Genomic DNA, 15,911 nt, shown 5'->3' with positions numbered 1-15,911 from the left:
ATTTAAAACCGATAAAGATTAGGCTTGCAGAGAGGCGCGGTTTTCCAAAACTTGGTCAATCAAACCATATTCTTTAGCTTCATCGGCAGACATATAATTGTCGCGGTCGGTATCGCGCTCCAAGTCGGCCAAATCGCGGTCACAATGTTTGGCGAGTAAGCGATTCAGTTTCTCTTTGATTTTCAGCAGCTCTTTAGCGTGAATTTCAATATCGGAAGCCTGACCGGCCAAACCGCCGCTGATGAGCGGTTGGTGAATCATGATACGGCTGTTTGGCAGGGCAAAGCGTTTGCCTTTTTCACCTGCGGACAACAGGAATGCGCCCATACTTGCCGCTTGGCCCAAGCATAAGGTAGAAACATGAGGCTTGATGAAGTTCATGGTGTCGTAAATCGACATACCTGCAGTAACCGAACCGCCCGGAGAGTTGATATAGAAGAAGATATCTTTATCAGGGTTTTCACTTTCCAAGAACAGCAATTGCGCAACAACCAAGTTGGCAGATTCGTCCGTCACCGGGCCAACCAAGAAAACGATGCGCTCTTTCAAAAGGCGTGAGTAGATGTCGAATGCGCGCTCGCCGCGACCGCTTTGTTCGATAACGGTAGGGACAAGGTAATTATTGAGATCGAAGGACATTTTTGTCTCCTGTTAATGATGGAAAAGCACCAAAGCATTTAAAGCGCTTCGGTGCTTTTGATTGTCTGTTTCAGACGGCCTTAGAGCGATTAAGCTTGTGCGCCCATTACTTCGTCAAAAGACAGCGCTTTTTCAGTTACTTTAGCTTTGCCCAAAACGAAATCAACAACGTTGCTTTCTACTGCCAAAGAAGTCGGACCTTGCAGGCGGGAAGGCTCTGCGTAGTACCAGTCGATAACTTCTTGAGGGTCTTCGTAGCTTTCAGCGAAGTTAGCAACAACGGCTTTGATTTGGTCTTCAGTTGGCTCAAGTTTGTTTTCTTCAACCAATTTAGCCAAAATCAGACCCAAAGAAACGCGGCGTTCTGCTTGTTCTTGGAACATATCCAAAGGAAGATCCAAGTTGGCAGCGTCAGCCATGCCTTGGTTGACGAAGTTTTGTTTCATTTCGTTTGCCAAGCGGGCGGCTTCTTCATTTACCAAAGCAACAGGCGCTTTCAGCTCTACGGCTTTGAGCAGCGCGTTCATTACAGATTCTTTGGTTTGTTCGTTTACGCGGCGCTCAACTTCGCGGCCTACGTTTTTCTTCACTTCTTCCCGCATTTTAGCAACGTCGCCGTCGGCGATACCCAATGCTTTGGCGAAGTCGGCATCAACTTCGGGCAGGGTGGGTTCGGATACGTTGTTCAATGTGATGGTGAAGACAGCGGATTTACCGGCAACGTCTTTACCGTGGTAGTCTTCAGGGAAATTGACGGTAACGTCTTTGCTTTCGCCTGCCTTCATGCCGACTACGCCGGCTTCAAATTCAGGCAACATTTGACCTGCGCCCAATACGAAGGCGTAGTTTTTGGATGCGCCGCCGGCGAAAGGTTCGCCGTCGATTTTGCCTTCGAAGTCGATGATGACGCGGTCGCCGTTTTGGGCTTCGCGCTCAACATGGTTGAAGCGGGTGCGTTGTTTGCGCAGGATTTCTACGGTTTGGTCCACTTCGGCATCGCCAACAGTCGCAGTAACTTTTTCTACTTCTTGGGCAGACAGGTCACCAATAGTTACTTCAGGGAAAACTTCAAAAATAGCGGCAACTTTGAAAGACTCTTGATCGTCTTGTTCTTCAACGGCTTCAAAGCGTGGGTAACCGGCAACTTTCAATTCTTGAGCAACGGCAACTTCGTAGAATTCGCGTTGTACCAATTCGTTGATAACGTCGTTTTGTGTGCTTGCGCCGTACATTTGGGCAATCATTTTGAACGGTGCTTTACCCGGACGGAAGCCGTCAATTTTTGCACGGCGTTGGGTTTGTTTCAGTTTTTTCTCAGTTTCTGCGTTGATTTTGGACCAAGGCAGAGACAATACTACTTTGCGTTCCAGATTTTCTAAAGTTTCAACAGTTACGCTCATCGTAAGCCCTTAAATTTGTTGTGTTTAAACGGTTATCCTTCTGCTCAGTATTCCGAAGAACTTCGGAAGCGTGCATAAGGTCAAAATTTAGCTGCTTAGTATAACACAATGTTTCACGAATAACATAAAAAGGCCGTCTGAAAAGTGGGAAATTCTTTTCAGACGGCCTTTGCGTTTCGATATTATTGTTTTTTACAGCTGGTCTTTTTGTGCCAGAATCCGTCGGCTACCGTTGATGTCTGCCGGAGAGAGAACACCGGCATTTTCAAGCGCATCTATCAAATTGGCGGCACGGTTGTAGCCAATGCGCAATTGGCGTTGCAGGGCAGAAATGGAAGTCTTGCGGCTCTCCAATACGAAGGCAACGGCTTGATCGAATAGCTCATCGCTGTTTGCGTTCGGATTGACAATATTGGTGGTTTCGATGGCCGCTTCGCCACTGAGCAGGCCTTCAACATAATTGGTCGGAGCCTGTTCTTTAACGAAATTGACGACCTGATGCACTTCATCATCGGAAACAAACGCACCTTGCAGGCGTGTCGGTTCTGCGCTGCCCGGTTGCAGGAATAATGAGTCGCCGTATTTGAGCAATTCGTCCGCACCCATTTGGTCAAGAATGGTGCGGCTGTCGATTTTGCTTTGTACGGTAAAGGCCATTCGTGTCGGAATGTTGGCTTTAATCAGGCCGGTAACCACATCGACACTCGGACGCTGGGTGGCGACAATCATGTGAATGCCTGCCGCACGCGCTTTTTGGGCAAGGCGTGCGATTTGCTGCTCAACGGATTTGCGTTCGGTCATCATCAAGTCAGCCAACTCATCGATAACGACCACAATCAACGGCAGTTTTTCCAGAGGCTCAGGATCGTCAGGATTTAAGCTAAACGGATTGAGTAATGGCTTGCCTGCTGCTTTGGCTTGTTCGACTTTTTGGTTGAAACCGTCCAAATTACGCACGCCGGCGTGGGAAAGCAGACGATAACGTTTTTCCATTTCGGCAACACACCAGTTCAACGCTTGTCCAGCCTCACGCATATCGGTCACAACCGGACAGAGCAGGTGCGGAATGCCGTCGTAAATGCTCAATTCCAGCATTTTCGGGTCAATCATAATGAAGCGGACTTCGTCAGGCGTGGCTTTGAAGAGCATGGACATAATCATGCCGTTCACGCCGACGGATTTACCCGAGCCGGTCATACCTGCGACCAAAAGATGCGGCATTTTTGCCAAGTCGCCGACAACGGGCGTACCTGCAATATCTTTACCCAAAGCAACGGTCAGTTTGGACTTGGCGTCGGTAAACACGGGTGAAGAGAGGATTTCGCTCAACATGACGTCTTGGCGTTTCTCGTTGGGCAATTCAATGCCCATGGTGTTTTTACCGGCAATGGTTTCTACGATACGTACAGCTTGCAGAGACATTGAGCGCGCCAAATCTTTGGACAGGGCGACAATTTGGCTGCCTTTGACACCTTGTGCTGGTTCGATTTCGTAGCGGGTAATCACGGGGCCGGAAGTGGCGGAAACAACCTGTACGCCGATGCCGAATTCAGCCAGCTTGGCTTCGATTAATTCTGCGGTTTGTTGCAATTCATCCGGATTGACGGCAACCGGTTCTTCAGACAGCATACGCAACAGGTTTATGTTGGGTTTGTGGTATTCGCCGTTGTTTTTAGGTTCAGTATCGTCAAACAGGGAAGTTTGGATTTTAGGAGGCGGCGCAACGGATACGGCAACGGTTTTACGGTTGCTGCTGCTGCCTGCCAACGGAGCAACCGGAGTGGCGGTAATGGTTTTGGCCTCTTTAACCATGCGGCGCGTATTTTGAGTTTCCAAAGCTTCGGTGCGGACATCTTCTTTTTTATTTTGGAATTGAGACAGTTTTTTCATCAAATTGCCAAACAGACCGCCCATATGGCTGCCGGATTTGGCCATGACTTCCAACCATGACACCTGAGCCAGCAGGGAAATGGATAAAAGCAACATTACGAGCATAATTAACAGACTGCCCGATTTGCCCAACAGCCAAGCCAAGCCTGAACCGGCCAACAAGCCGACTAAGCCGCCTGCACCGACGGGAAGGGATTCGCTCAATGCATTATCAAACAGGAAATGCTCGATAATCGGACTGCACACCAGCAGGAGGAACAATGCCAAAGCGGCTACGCCGTGATTGTAGGGCTTGTGGTTTTCCTGCTTTTTCATGGGGCGGAAATTTTTGTAGAGAAAAACGCAAGAGGCGGCTATCCACCACCAAAACGATAAGCCGAACAGATAATATCCGACATCGGAAAGATATGCGCCGAAGAGGCCGCCGAGGTTGGCGACATCACTGCTTTTGGGAACGCTGCGTGACCATGCAGGGTCGTCCATGCTGAAGCTGGCCAGGGAAATGGCCAGATAAATGGTGATAACCAAGCCAAACAGCCATAAAGCATCATTAATCAAGTTAACGACATGCTCGGGACGCGCTTTTTTTTCTTCATTTTTTTGCAGCTCTTTGGCGGCTTTCAGGCGTTGGGAGACTTTATTGTCGGCTTGAGTTTGTGCTTTGGTGGATTTGCGTGTGGTCGGTTTGGCTGCCGGTTTGGTAGAGACGCGTTTTTTTGTTTGGGTTTTAGAAGATTTTGCAGTCATGAGATAAAGGCCGTCTGAAAAGACCGGAAGTAATGTGCGTAAAGGGTAAATTATACCGTATTTACTAGGCACAAGAAATTGAAACGGGCGTAATCATTACAGGATTCAGGCCGTCTGTTTGGCGCGACGAAAATTTTGGATTTCGTGTCTACCTGTTCAGACGGCCTGATGTTTTGATCGATTTGGACTTACATTCTGCCCAGTTCACGTTGGAGGGCTTGAATGTTTTTCTCCCTATCCAAAACCGCACCTTGCAATGTACTGATGGCCTGTTGATTGACGCTACCGCCTTTGGCTGTCCGCGCTTGGCTCAGTTGCTTTTTGGCATCGGCCAAAGCCGCGCGTTCATTGGATAACTCGGTTTCCAAAATAGAGCGGCGGCTGTTGACGCCGGAGGATTTTGGAACCGGAGGAGGAGCCGTTTCAGAAGCAGTACGGACAGGGGCAGGTTTGGGTGTTGCCTTATGGTTGGATTTTGCAGCCGTATTTTTGCTTTTTGCAGGAGCCGTTTGTGATGTCGGTGCATCGAGTGTCGGCGCATCACTAACCGGAGTGTCGTATCGGCTGCTGCTGTATTTGCCGACAATCGGTAAATCATTGACGGTTTGGCAGTTGCCGCTTGGACGCGAGGTATAGACAATCGAGCCGTTGACTTCACAGGTGTAGATTTTTGCGGCGTGGGCTTGGCTGTTGAAAACAGCAAGCGGCAGCAGGGATAGGGTAAGCAGATATTTTTTCATGATTCAGGTAGGGCTGATTCGTTGCAGTTGAGCATTTTATTCTTGTTCAGACGGCATGGGCTGCTGTTTTTTAGCTTTTACACTGTTTTTGTTTTTGCTCGGTTTGTCGGCTTTTTTCTCTTGTTTATCGGATTTTCCCGTGCGTGCCTTTTTCTTAGGCTTTGCACTTGCGCGTTCATCAGAGGCATTGAGACTGCGGATGTTGAGATGGTAACCGCTGCCTTGATGGCCGCTGATTTTAGGCAATTCGGCCTGTGCGCAGGAGGATTTGGGTTCGGAAGTATAGCTGCCGTTGCCGCAGGAATAAACTGCGGCGGCTGCGCGAAGAGAAATGCCCAAGACGAAAGAGGATACGAGGAAGTATCCGACTTGTTTGATGGTTGAAGTCATGTTTTTCCGTATTGTGTTTTATTTCAGACGGCCTGACGGATCTATTTTTATTGGGAAAACTCGGCTTCGACATCAACTTGGATTTGCTCAAGCTCTTCCTGCCATTGCAGCCAGTTTTCTTCCAGTTGCGTTAATTTTACTTTAGTTTCTGTTAATTGTGCGAGTGTCTCTTGCAATTTGGGTTTATTTTCTTCTGAATAAGCAGATTCTTGTGCCAAAAATGCTTCACAGGCTGTCTGAATATCAGTCAAACGCGCGATTTCTTTTTCGGCTTTGTCGATTTTCTGCTGAATCGGTTTGCTGCGTTTGGCTTTTTCCTGACGGATTTGTGCTTCTATGCGCTTGGTGTCTTTACGGCTTTGGCTTTGTGCAGAAGCGGCGGGGGCTGCTGCGGCGTTTTCTTGTGCCAACCGCCATTGACGGTAGTCGTTCAAATCGCCGTCGAAGTTGTTCAGACGGCCTTTGTCGATAAGGAGGAAGCTGTCGGTAGTCGCTTCAAGCAGGCTGCGGTCGTGCGAAACGACAATCAATGCGCCTTGGAAACTTTGCAGGGCAAGTGTCAGGGCGTGGCGCATATCCAAGTCTAGGTGGTTGGTCGGTTCGTCAAGCAGTAGCAGATTAGGTTTTTGCCAGATAATCATGGCAAGGGCGAGCCGCGCTTTTTCCCCACCGGAGAACGGCTCGGTCTTTTGAACCGCCATATCGCCGACAAAGTTGAAACCGCCTAAAAAGTTGCGGATTTCCTGTTCGCGGACTTCGGGCGAAAGCTGCTGGATATGCCAAACCGGACTTTGGTCGGCACGCAATGTATCCAGTTGGTGCTGAGCAAAATAGCCAATATTGAGCTTTTCGGAGCGGACGATGCTGCCGGAAAGTAAATCGATTTTTCCTGCCAATGCTTTGATAAATGTGGATTTACCGCTGCCGTTAACGCCCAGCAGGCCGTAACGTGCGCCGCTTTCCAAAGACAGGGTAATGTTGTGCAAAACGGTATTGTCGCCATAACCCAAGTCGGCATGGTCAAGTTTCAACAATGGATTGGGCAGGTGGGTTGGATTGTCAAACTCAAAGGAAAACTCGCTATCCAAATGTGCAGGGGCGATGCGTTCGAGCTTGGCTAATGCCTTCATGCGGCTTTGAGCTTGTACGGCCTTTGTGGCTTTAGCTTTGAAACGGTCGATAAAGGATTGCAGATGTTTGATTTGCGCCTGCTGTTTGACGTAGGCGGCTTGTTGTTGCGCCAGACGTTGGGCGCGTTCGGCTTGGTAGAAATCGTAATTGCCGCCGTATTGGGTCAATTTTTGTTGCGACAGTTCGATGGTCTGCGTTGTGGTGGCATTTAAGAAGTCGCGGTCATGGGAGATGATGATTTGCGTACAGGGCAGGGAAGCGAGATGGTTTTCCAGCCACAACACGGTTTCTAAATCCAAGTGGTTGGTCGGTTCGTCAAGCAAGAGCAAATCGGCACGACAAATCAGCGCTTGGGCAAGGTTGAGGCGCATACGCCAGCCGCCGGAGAAGGATTTGACGGGGTGGGTATGTTCTTCTTGTGAGAAACCTAAGCCGTTAAGCAGTTTGGCGGCGCGTGCAGGAGCAGTGTAGGCATCGATTTCTTCAAGTTTGGCGTGATATTCGGCTTGCTTCATGCCGTCGTTTTGCGCTTCTGCTTGGGCTAAGGCCGTCTGAAAAGCCTGTAATTCGGCATCGCCTTGCAAAACGTAGTCTAAAGCGGAAATATCTAAATCAGGCGTTTCTTGAGAGACGGAAGCCAGACGCCATGTTTTGGGAATAAGGATTTCGCCGCCATCTTGTGTGATTTCACCTTTTATCAGCGCAAACAGGCTGGATTTTCCCGTACCGTTTTTACCGATTAAACCAACGCGTTGGCCGGGGTTGATTACGGCATCGGCTTTATCAAGCAGGACTTTCAAACCGCGTTGCAGGGTGAGTTTTTTAATTTCTATCATGATGGCAGGCAAGGAGATGAGTAAAACGAAAGGCGTTATTTTACCTGAAAAGACATATAAAAGGCCGTCTGAACAAGTATGAAAACGAAATCAACGATTTCTATTTCACTTATTCAGACGGCCTTTATGAAATGACAGTCGGAAATGCTTTCAAATTATCTGTCGTTTCAATTAAATTTGAAGATCGCCATTGTCCGCACGGATTTGGCGCAGGAATTTTTGTGTCCGCTCATGTTTGGGATGATTGAACAAATCTTGCGGGCTGCCTTGTTCGACAATAACGCCGCCGTCCATCACGACAACGGTGGTTGCCACTTCTAAGGCGAATTTGATTTCATGCGTAACGACAACCATGGTCCAGCCTTCTTGCGCCAATTCCTTCATGGTATCCAAAACATCTTGCACCAATTCAGGGTCAAGCGCGGAAGTCGGTTCGTCAAACAGCATCAGTTCAGGCTGAATCGCCAATGCTCGGGCAATACCGACGCGCTGCTGTTGACCGCCGGAAAGCTGGTAGGGGTAGAGGTCAATCTTATCGCTCAAACCGACTTTTTCAAGCAATTTGACAGCCTCTTCACGCGCTTTGGCGACAGGCTTGCCTTGTACGGCAACCGGCCCTTCCATGACGTTTTCCAACGCAGTTTTGTGCGGAAAGAGGTTGTATTGTTGGAACACCATACCGGATTTGCGGCGCAGTGCCAAAATATCGTGTTTGCTTGGTTTTTTGGAAAAATCGATGCTTAACGGCTGCGCATTGTCAAACTCTATCTGACCTTGTTCAGGCATTTCCAAAGCGTTTAAACAGCGTAAAAACGTGGTTTTGCCTGAGCCGGAAGGACCTAAGATAACAATCACTTGTCCTTTGCCGACATCCAAATCGATGCCGCGCAAAATGGTATTTTCGCCAAAGGTCTTATGGATATTGCGGATTTTAATCATGACAACTCCTTATTTGGCGACATAGCGGTCGAAACGTTTTTCCAAACGCGCCTGAATCAGAAACAGCACTTTGCAGAAACACCAATAAACCAATGCGGCTTCGATATAAACCGGCAAAAAGTCATAAGTACGGTTTGCTGTCTCTTGGGCGACGCGGAAAAGCTCCGTTACCGTTACCACGGCGGCAAGCGAGGTGTTTTTGAACAAGCCGATAAATTCGTTGCTTAAAGGCGGTACAGCAACGCGGAATGCCTGCGGTGCGACAATGCGGCGGAAAGTCTGCATATAGGTCATACCGATGGAGAAACCTGCTTCCCATTGGCCTTTAGGTACGGACAAAATTGCCGCGCGTATGGTTTCGGAAGCGTATGCGCCGACATTGAGCGAAAAGCCGATGATGGCGGCAGGAATCGGGTCGATATAGATGCCGATGGAAGGCAAACCATAGAATACGATGACCAACTGCACCAATAGCGGCGTACCGCGAATGACGGAAATATAAAATTCAACCAGCTTCAGCAAGCATTTTTGGAAAATGCTGTCGGAGGGCATGATTCGCACCAAAGCAACGGCTACGGCAATAATCATGCCGATAACGAAAGAAGCGATCGCCAAAGGCAAAGATACTGCAAAGCCGGCTTTGACCATAGGCCAAAACGCGCTGATGAGCATATCAGCGCGTGTTTCCGTCATAAACGGCAGAGAGGCAAGGAAATTATTTAACACTGATGTCTTTTCCGAAGAATTGTTCGCCTAGTTTTTTCAGTGTGCCGTCGGCTTTCAGCTCGTTGATTGCCGTGCTGAATTTGGCCACGACTTCGTCATTGCCTTTATTGACAATCAGGCCGGAACCGACTTTTTCGTCAGCAGGGGCAGACCAAACGATTTGTACGCCGGCATTTGGGTTTTTCTTCAGGTAGTCCAATACCGCCAATTCGTCGTTCAGGGTTGCGTCGGCACGTTTTTGTTCAATCAGGGTCAGAGATTGTGCCAAGCCATCTACCGGTACGAGTTCTGCGCCTGCAGCTTTGGCTTTTTCGCCATAGTTGCTGGTCAGGGATTGTGCGGTTTTCACGCCTTTGATGTCGTCGATGGATTTGATGTTGCTGTCTTTGCGGGCAACCAATACGGCACCGCTCCAGCTGTAAGGCTCGGATTTATCAAAAGTCGCTTGACGCTCAGGGCTGGTCAGGCCGACTTGGTTGGCAACCACGTCAAAACGGCCGGCTTTCAAACCTGCCATCATGGAGTCCCATTGTGTTTCTTTAAATTCAACTTTGATGCCCAGTTTGTCGGCAACTGCGCGGGTTACTTCGACATCGTAGCCGGTCAATTTGCCGTCTTTGTCGTGGTAGGTGAATGGTGCGTAAGTACCCTCCGTACCGACAGTGATGGTACCTTTGTTGTTGATACGCTCAATCAGTGAACCGGAGGCCGCACCGGATTGTGCCGGAGCAGAAGAAGCTGAGTTGCTGCCTTCGCCGCCGCAAGCAGCCAAAACTACTGCAGCGATGGTGCCGAGTACGAATTTTTTCAACATGGATTTTTACTCCTGACTTAAGTGTGTCATTTAGTATTAAAGCGTGCATTCTAAGCGAAACTGCCCAAAATACAAAATACATCTTATGCCTTAAAAGGCCGTCTGAACGCTGATTTGTTCAGACGGCCTTGAATGATGCATAAAAAATTCAGCTTATGCAATTTCAAGCCACATGACTTGATAGGGTTGCAGTACCAAGTCCTGATTCAGAGAAACGGTTTGGCCGCTAATCAAATCGTGTGCTTTAAACGGCATGGCCTGCAGAGTGTGCGCACTGATGGTTTGCGCATGTTCACTGAAGTTGCCGAATGCCAAAAGCGCGTTGTTGCGCATATAGCCGATGATGTGTTTGTTGTTGGTGTTGAAGGTAACCAACCTGCCGCCATTAAAGCGCGGATTGCTCTGGCGGATGGAGATCATATGGCGCAAACCTTGGAAGATTTGACCGGCAGTGGTCGAGCTGTCATGGCGTTGGTTGTACAACTCCTCATTGTACCGAGGACGGTGTGCCCAGCGGCTGTCGTCGCTCTTATTGCTGTCTTGTGACCAGTCGTCGTCATTGAGCGTACCCACTTCGTCGCCTAGGTAAATCAGCGGCAGGCCGCCGGTACTCAAAGCAATGCTGTACAAAAGTTTGATGCGGTCAACGGCATGTGGATCGTTTTGAGCCAAGCCGACCAATGCTGCTGCTGTACCGCTGACACGGCAGTCGCCTGTGCTTGGGTTGTATTGGAAAGGGACGCCGCGCGCGAAGCTGCCGTCGAAATGGTTGACGAAGAAACGGTTGAGGAATTGGCGGTGGTCGTAGCCGTGGATGCCGAATTGCGATGCGTCTTCGTCGGCGAACGTCCAGCCGATGTCGTCATGGCTGCGGACGTAGTTGACCCATGCGGTATGGTTGGGCAGGTTGTGGCGGTAGGAAAGGGCTTGGTGGAGCAGGTTGACCTCGCGGGTGGCGAGGGTGTTCCACAACAATGCCATTTGCAGCGGGTTGTAGCCGATTTGGCATTCGTCTTGTCCGATGTATTGAACGACTTGGTCGGGGTGGACGATGGCTTCGGATTTGAAGAACACGGCAGGTGCGGCGATGCGCATGACGGCGTTGAACGCGCGGATTAAGGCATGGGCTTGCGGCAGGTTTTCACAATCCGTGCCCATTTGTTTCCAAATAAAGGCAACGGCGTCCATACGCAGGATGTCAACGCCCAAATTGGCGAGGAACATCATTTCGCCCGCCATGGCGCGAAACACCCAAGGATTGCTGTAATTCAAATCCCATTGGAAGGAATTGAACGTTGTCCACACCCAGCGTCCGTCTTCCAATTGGGAGAAACCACCCGGATGTTGGTCGGGGAAGATTTCGCGCAGGGTGCGGTCGTATTGGTCGGGCATCCAGCGGTCGGGGAAGATATAGTAGAAATTGTCGAAAAGCGGATTGCCGGAAGCGCAACCTTTCGCCCATTCGTGTTCGTTAGACGTGTGGTTGAAGATGAAATCGACGACGGCGGAAATGCCCGCTTCGTGCAGCGCGGCAATGACATCGCGCAAATCGTCTATCGTACCCAAAGCCGGATTGACGTCGCGGTAGCTGCTAACCGCATAGCCGCCGTCGCTTTTGCCTTCGGGACATTTAAACAGGGGCATCATGTGCAGATAGGTCAGGCCCAACTCTTGGAAATAAGGGATTTTGGCTTTCAAGCCTTGCAGATCGCCGGCAAACAAATCGACGTAGCACACGCCGCCAACCTGTTTGTTGGACAAAATCCAGTCAGGATCGTTTTCGCGCGCAATCAATATCTTTTAAGGATAAGTTGCGTTGTGAATAGCTGCAATCAGTTGCTCCAGCATGGGGAGGACGGCTTCGTTGTTGTTGTAAACATTGTCCAGCTCATGCATCAGTTTGGGGAAGTGTTCCTCAAGTCGTCTGTCAAACTGTTTCCAGTCTTCAGATGTCTCGATGCTTGCACGCTGTTCGGGGGTATAAATCGATAGGGTGCGTTCTTTAAGGTGATGCAAGGTCAAATCAACCTGTTGAGTCTGGGTCAACATAATGCCTACTCCGAAGTTAAGGTGAAATTGTTTTGAAGCTTGGTTTCAATTCTTTTGCAAATCCATGCCGATTGTGGGCGGCTAAGACTGTAATTTTGCGTCAAGAAACTGTCACAATAATACTGGAAGTGCTTGAGTGTGCATAAGGTTTTCAAGGTTAGGGATGATGATTTTTCAAGTGTTTGATTTTGATTAAAAGTAGGATTGAGCAGATGGAAAGTAGCCTTTTGACGAACTATTTTTCAGACGGCCTGAGTCTTGTGAGAAAAACTTTTATTTTTATTATATTAGACATCTTTTTATGCTAAGTATGGCCGTCTGAAACATATGTGCAGCATAACGGGTTGCTTATTTTGTTTAAAAACGTGTCATAGAGATTAAGTTCATGACTTCTGATGTAAATCAAGATTCTATAAAGAGGCAGTTATTGTGTTTTGAAGAGGGAAGGAATGTACGAGTTTCATTTATTAAAAAATGAATCCATTATTTTTCTTATTGATAGTGGTTATTATGTAGATTATCAAGTTAATAAGGGAAAGGTGTCTGCTTGGTTTGTCATGCTTTTTTAATATTATTTTTTAAAATTAGACTTGACCCATTACAAGCAATTACTTAAAGTATCCATCTTATTTTTACACAAGAAAATGGGTTATCCCGTTCCAAAAAAATGAGCGCAATCAAACCACCACAAATCACCGTATTCGACAGCAAGCCAACCGATGCTTATTTCTTCGGTACTTGCGTTCTTGACCTTTTCATGCCGGAAGCAGGCATGGATGCCATTACCTTAATTGAACAGCAGGGTATCCGTATCCATTATCCGATGGAACAAAGCTGCTGCGGTCAACCGGCCTATTCGTCAGGTCATCCTAAAGAAGCCTTTGATGTTGCCAAAGCGCAACTGGATTTATTCCCTGAAAATTGGCCGATTGTCGTGCCTTCCGGTTCTTGCGGCGGCATGATGAAACACCACTGGCCGACTCTGTTCAAAGGCACTGAGTACGAGCAAAAAGCGATTGATTGTGCCAACCGTATCATTGAATTTACCCACTTCCTGCTGGCGATTGGTTACAAACCTGAAGATAAAGGCGAGCCGGTTAAAGTGGCCGTCCATACTTCCTGCGCCGCGCGTCGTGAGATGAATGTCCATTTGTCAGGCTGGCAGCTGATTGACGGCATGGAAAATGTTGTACGTATCGTTCACGACCATGAAAGCGAGTGCTGCGGTTTTGGCGGTACATTCTCTGTGAAACAAGCCGATATTTCCGGTGCGATGGTAACCGACAAAGTTGCAGCCTTAAAAGAAACAGGTGCAACTGAAATCATCAGCGCGGATTGCGGCTGTATGATGAATATCGGAGGCAAAATTGCCAAAGACGAACCCAATATGCCGCGTCCGAAACATATTGCATCTTTCCTGTTGGAACGTACCGGAGGTAAAGCATGAGCGCGCGCGAAAATATTTTAGCGAAATTGAAAAAAGCCGATGCCTTGCCGATGGAAGAACCGCCGGTTTTCGATTATTACCGTGAAATGGGTGTTTCTTGGGCAAACGATGTCGAGCGTTTGAAACATTGGGCGGCTGCCATGCGTGCCGTCAAAACTGAAATCTATTGGGTTACCAAATCCAACTGGCCGCAAGTATTCCGTCAAGCAGCCGAAGACAAAGGCTTGAAAAACATTCTGCTCCCATTGGAAACAGAACATGGTCAGCTGGCTCGTGCAGCTTTGGCCGATACCAATATTGAACCGCGTGGTTTTGAGCGAAAAATCGACGATTGGAAAAACGAATTCTTTACAGATATTGAGGCGGGTTTTAGCGGCTCTAAATGCGGTATTGCCCGTACCGGTACGATTATGCTGGAGTCCAGCCCTCTCGAGCCGCGCAGCCTGAGTTTGGTTCCGCCTGTGCATTTCTGCCTGTTTGACACCAGCAAAATGTACAACGAATTCCATAATGCTGTTGAAGGCGAAAAACTGGTAGAAAAAGGCATGCCTACCAACGTTATTTTGATTTCCGGTCCGTCTAAGACTGCCGATATTCAATTAACTTTGGCCTATGGTGCACACGGCCCGCGCGATTTGGTGGTTTTGGCCGTTCTGCCTGATCATATTTCCCCTGCCGATTTGGAGGAAAAAGCATGAGTTCCCAAACCATTAAATTCCATATGAAGCCGGAAACGTTCAAGCAAAACGCTGCGATTTCTTTGCAAGACAAGCCTCTGCGTAAAAGCTTGCGCACGGCGATGGATATGCTGATGACCAAGCGCAAAGCCGTTTTGACAGATGAAGAAGAGCTGCAAAGCCTGCGTGACTTGTGTGAACATGTCCGTCAACGTTCGTTGTCCAAATTACCTGCATTGCTGGAACAATTGGAAGAAAACCTGACCAAGTTGGGCGTTAAAGTCCACTGGGCGGAAACACCTGCCGAAGCCTGCCAAATCATTCACAACATCATTACCGATAAAAACGGCAAGCTGATGGTGAAAGGCAAATCTATGGTCAGCGAAGAGATTGAGCTGAACCATTATCTGCAAGACCAAGGCATTAAAGCGGTTGAGAGCGATTTGGGCGAGTTTATCGTTCAAATGGCCGGCGAGAAACCAACCCATATCGTGATGCCTGCCATTCATAAGACTAAAGAGCAGGTGAGCGAACTTTTCCACCAAAACCTCGGCACGCCATTGACAGACGACGTAGACCAGTTGACCGGATTTGCGCGTAAAGCTTTGCGCGATATTTACAGCACTGCCGATGTCGGTTTGAGCGGTGTGAACTTTGCCGTTGCGGAAACAGGCACTTTGTGTCTGGTCGAAAACGAAGGTAACGGCCGTTTGAGCACCACTGTACCGCCTGTGCACATCGCCATTACCGGTATTGAAAAAGTGGTTGCGAAGCTGTCGGATGTTCCGCCTTTGTACAGCCTGTTGCCGCGTTCCGCCATCGGTCAGAACATTACCACTTATTTCAATATGATTACCGGCCCTCGCCGTAGCGAAGAGCTGGACGGCCCTCAAGAAATGCACTTGGTACTGCTTGATAACGGTCGTAGCCAAGCGTATGCAGAAGATCAAATGCGCCGCACTTTGCAATGTATCCGTTGCGGTGCATGTATGAACCACTGTCCGGTTTATACCCGTATCGGTGGCGCGGCTTACGGTACGACTTATCCCGGCCCGATTGGCGAGATTATCTCTCCGCATTTGTTGGGCTTGGATGCGACACGCGATCTGCCGACTGCGTGTACCATGTGTGGTGCCTGTGTTGAGGTTTGTCCGGTACGCATTCCGATTACTGAACAAATGCAACGTCTGCGTGTTGAAGCGCAACGTTCGCCAACAGAAATCGTTCCGCATCCTATCCGCGGTCAAGGTGCATCGCATACTTTCGGCGAACAAATGGCATGGCGTACGTTTGACGGTATTTTCAGCGGCAGTAAAGCTTACCGTGCATTCGGTTGGACAGCCACTAAATTCCGTGCATTGACGCCTAGCAAGCAGCTGGGTTGGACGGATAACCGTGTTCCGATGAAACCGGCTAAGAAAACGCTGCATCAAATGATGGCAGAGAAACTCCAGAAAGAAAAAGCATAAGGCTTGATAAATAAAAC

Annotated in this window: 11 protein-coding genes and 2 pseudogenes; 3 read left to right on the top strand and 10 right to left on the bottom strand. The window is 48.7% G+C overall.

All coding sequences use genetic code 11. The features are described from left to right. Positions 1–18: 18 nt before the first annotated feature. The 10 genes and pseudogenes from clpP to FAH66_RS04310 form a co-directional block, all read right to left on the bottom strand. On the bottom strand, positions 19–639 hold the full coding sequence (gene clpP, locus FAH66_RS04355; RefSeq protein WP_049328347.1) for an ATP-dependent Clp endopeptidase proteolytic subunit ClpP: 621 nt from the start codon (positions 637–639) through the stop codon (positions 19–21). An 89-nt stretch (positions 640–728) separates the two neighbouring features. Then, positions 729–2,039, bottom strand: coding sequence for a trigger factor (tig, locus tag FAH66_RS04350; RefSeq protein ID WP_137040811.1), 1,311 nt, complete (start codon positions 2,037–2,039; stop codon positions 729–731). 192 nt (positions 2,040–2,231) lie between these two features. Continuing rightward, positions 2,232–4,571 (bottom strand): annotated as a pseudogene (locus tag FAH66_RS04345) (DNA translocase FtsK); the annotation flags it as partial. A gap of 293 nt (positions 4,572–4,864) precedes the next feature. Further along, positions 4,865–5,416: a hypothetical protein gene (locus FAH66_RS04340; protein WP_137040809.1), complete on the bottom strand. Its 552-nt coding sequence runs from the start codon at positions 5,414–5,416 to the stop codon at positions 4,865–4,867. A 36-nt stretch (positions 5,417–5,452) separates the two neighbouring features. Beyond that, positions 5,453–5,806: a nucleolar protein gene (locus tag FAH66_RS04335; protein WP_137040808.1), complete on the bottom strand. Its 354-nt coding sequence runs from the start codon at positions 5,804–5,806 to the stop codon at positions 5,453–5,455. A 47-nt stretch (positions 5,807–5,853) separates the two neighbouring features. Beyond that, complete coding sequence (locus FAH66_RS04330; RefSeq protein WP_137040807.1) at positions 5,854–7,773, bottom strand: ATP-binding cassette domain-containing protein; 1,920 nt, start codon at positions 7,771–7,773, stop codon at positions 5,854–5,856. A gap of 171 nt (positions 7,774–7,944) precedes the next feature. Continuing rightward, positions 7,945–8,712, bottom strand: a complete 768-nt coding sequence (locus FAH66_RS04325) for an amino acid ABC transporter ATP-binding protein (protein WP_137040806.1) — start codon at positions 8,710–8,712, stop codon at positions 7,945–7,947. A 9-nt stretch (positions 8,713–8,721) separates the two neighbouring features. After that, positions 8,722–9,438 (bottom strand): amino acid ABC transporter permease, encoded by a 717-nt coding sequence (locus FAH66_RS04320; protein WP_167480314.1) that lies wholly within the window; start codon positions 9,436–9,438, stop codon positions 8,722–8,724. After that, positions 9,428–10,252 (bottom strand): amino acid ABC transporter substrate-binding protein, encoded by an 825-nt coding sequence (locus tag FAH66_RS04315; protein ID WP_137040805.1) that lies wholly within the window; start codon positions 10,250–10,252, stop codon positions 9,428–9,430. Before FAH66_RS04315 ends, FAH66_RS04320 begins: the two co-directional genes overlap by 11 nt. Positions 10,253–10,405: 153 nt before the next feature. Continuing rightward, positions 10,406–12,301: pseudogene (locus FAH66_RS04310) on the bottom strand (alpha-amylase family protein). Between the two features lie 667 nt (positions 12,302–12,968). Between FAH66_RS04310 and FAH66_RS04305 the strand changes: the two are divergent. Genes FAH66_RS04305 through FAH66_RS04295 form a run of 3 tightly spaced genes read left to right on the top strand, consistent with a single transcriptional unit; the run spans position 12,969 to position 15,894 of the window. Further along, entirely contained in the window at positions 12,969–13,748 is a 780-nt protein-coding gene (locus FAH66_RS04305) for a (Fe-S)-binding protein (protein ID WP_137040804.1), read from the top strand. Beyond that, entirely contained in the window at positions 13,745–14,446 is a 702-nt protein-coding gene (locus FAH66_RS04300) for a LutC/YkgG family protein (RefSeq protein WP_137040803.1), read from the top strand. Before FAH66_RS04305 ends, FAH66_RS04300 begins: the two co-directional genes overlap by 4 nt. After that, on the top strand, positions 14,443–15,894 hold the full coding sequence (locus FAH66_RS04295) for a LutB/LldF family L-lactate oxidation iron-sulfur protein (protein ID WP_137040802.1): 1,452 nt from the start codon (positions 14,443–14,445) through the stop codon (positions 15,892–15,894). Before FAH66_RS04300 ends, FAH66_RS04295 begins: the two co-directional genes overlap by 4 nt. The last annotated feature ends 17 nt before the right edge of the window (positions 15,895–15,911 follow it).

Source organism: Neisseria subflava (assembly GCF_005221305.1).
In the GTDB taxonomy this organism is placed as follows: domain Bacteria; phylum Pseudomonadota; class Gammaproteobacteria; order Burkholderiales; family Neisseriaceae; genus Neisseria; species Neisseria subflava.
The sequence above is the reverse complement of the archived record's forward strand: the minus strand, read 5'-3'. Positions and strand labels throughout refer to the sequence as shown.

Coding starts and splice junctions, on each gene's coding strand:
- clpP (WP_049328347.1), bottom strand. CDS start 639: ATGTCCTTCGATCTCAATAATTACCTTGTCCCTACCGTTATCGAACAA.
- tig (WP_137040811.1), bottom strand. CDS start 2,039: ATGAGCGTAACTGTTGAAACTTTAGAAAATCTGGAACGCAAAGTAGTA.
- FAH66_RS04340 (WP_137040809.1), bottom strand. CDS start 5,416: ATGAAAAAATATCTGCTTACCCTATCCCTGCTGCCGCTTGCTGTTTTC.
- FAH66_RS04335 (WP_137040808.1), bottom strand. CDS start 5,806: ATGACTTCAACCATCAAACAAGTCGGATACTTCCTCGTATCCTCTTTC.
- FAH66_RS04330 (WP_137040807.1), bottom strand. CDS start 7,773: ATGATAGAAATTAAAAAACTCACCCTGCAACGCGGTTTGAAAGTCCTG.
- FAH66_RS04325 (WP_137040806.1), bottom strand. CDS start 8,712: ATGATTAAAATCCGCAATATCCATAAGACCTTTGGCGAAAATACCATT.
- FAH66_RS04295 (WP_137040802.1), top strand. CDS start 14,443: ATGAGTTCCCAAACCATTAAATTCCATATGAAGCCGGAAACGTTCAAG.
- FAH66_RS04300 (WP_137040803.1), top strand. CDS start 13,745: ATGAGCGCGCGCGAAAATATTTTAGCGAAATTGAAAAAAGCCGATGCC.
- FAH66_RS04305 (WP_137040804.1), top strand. CDS start 12,969: ATGAGCGCAATCAAACCACCACAAATCACCGTATTCGACAGCAAGCCA.
- FAH66_RS04315 (WP_137040805.1), bottom strand. CDS start 10,252: ATGTTGAAAAAATTCGTACTCGGCACCATCGCTGCAGTAGTTTTGGCT.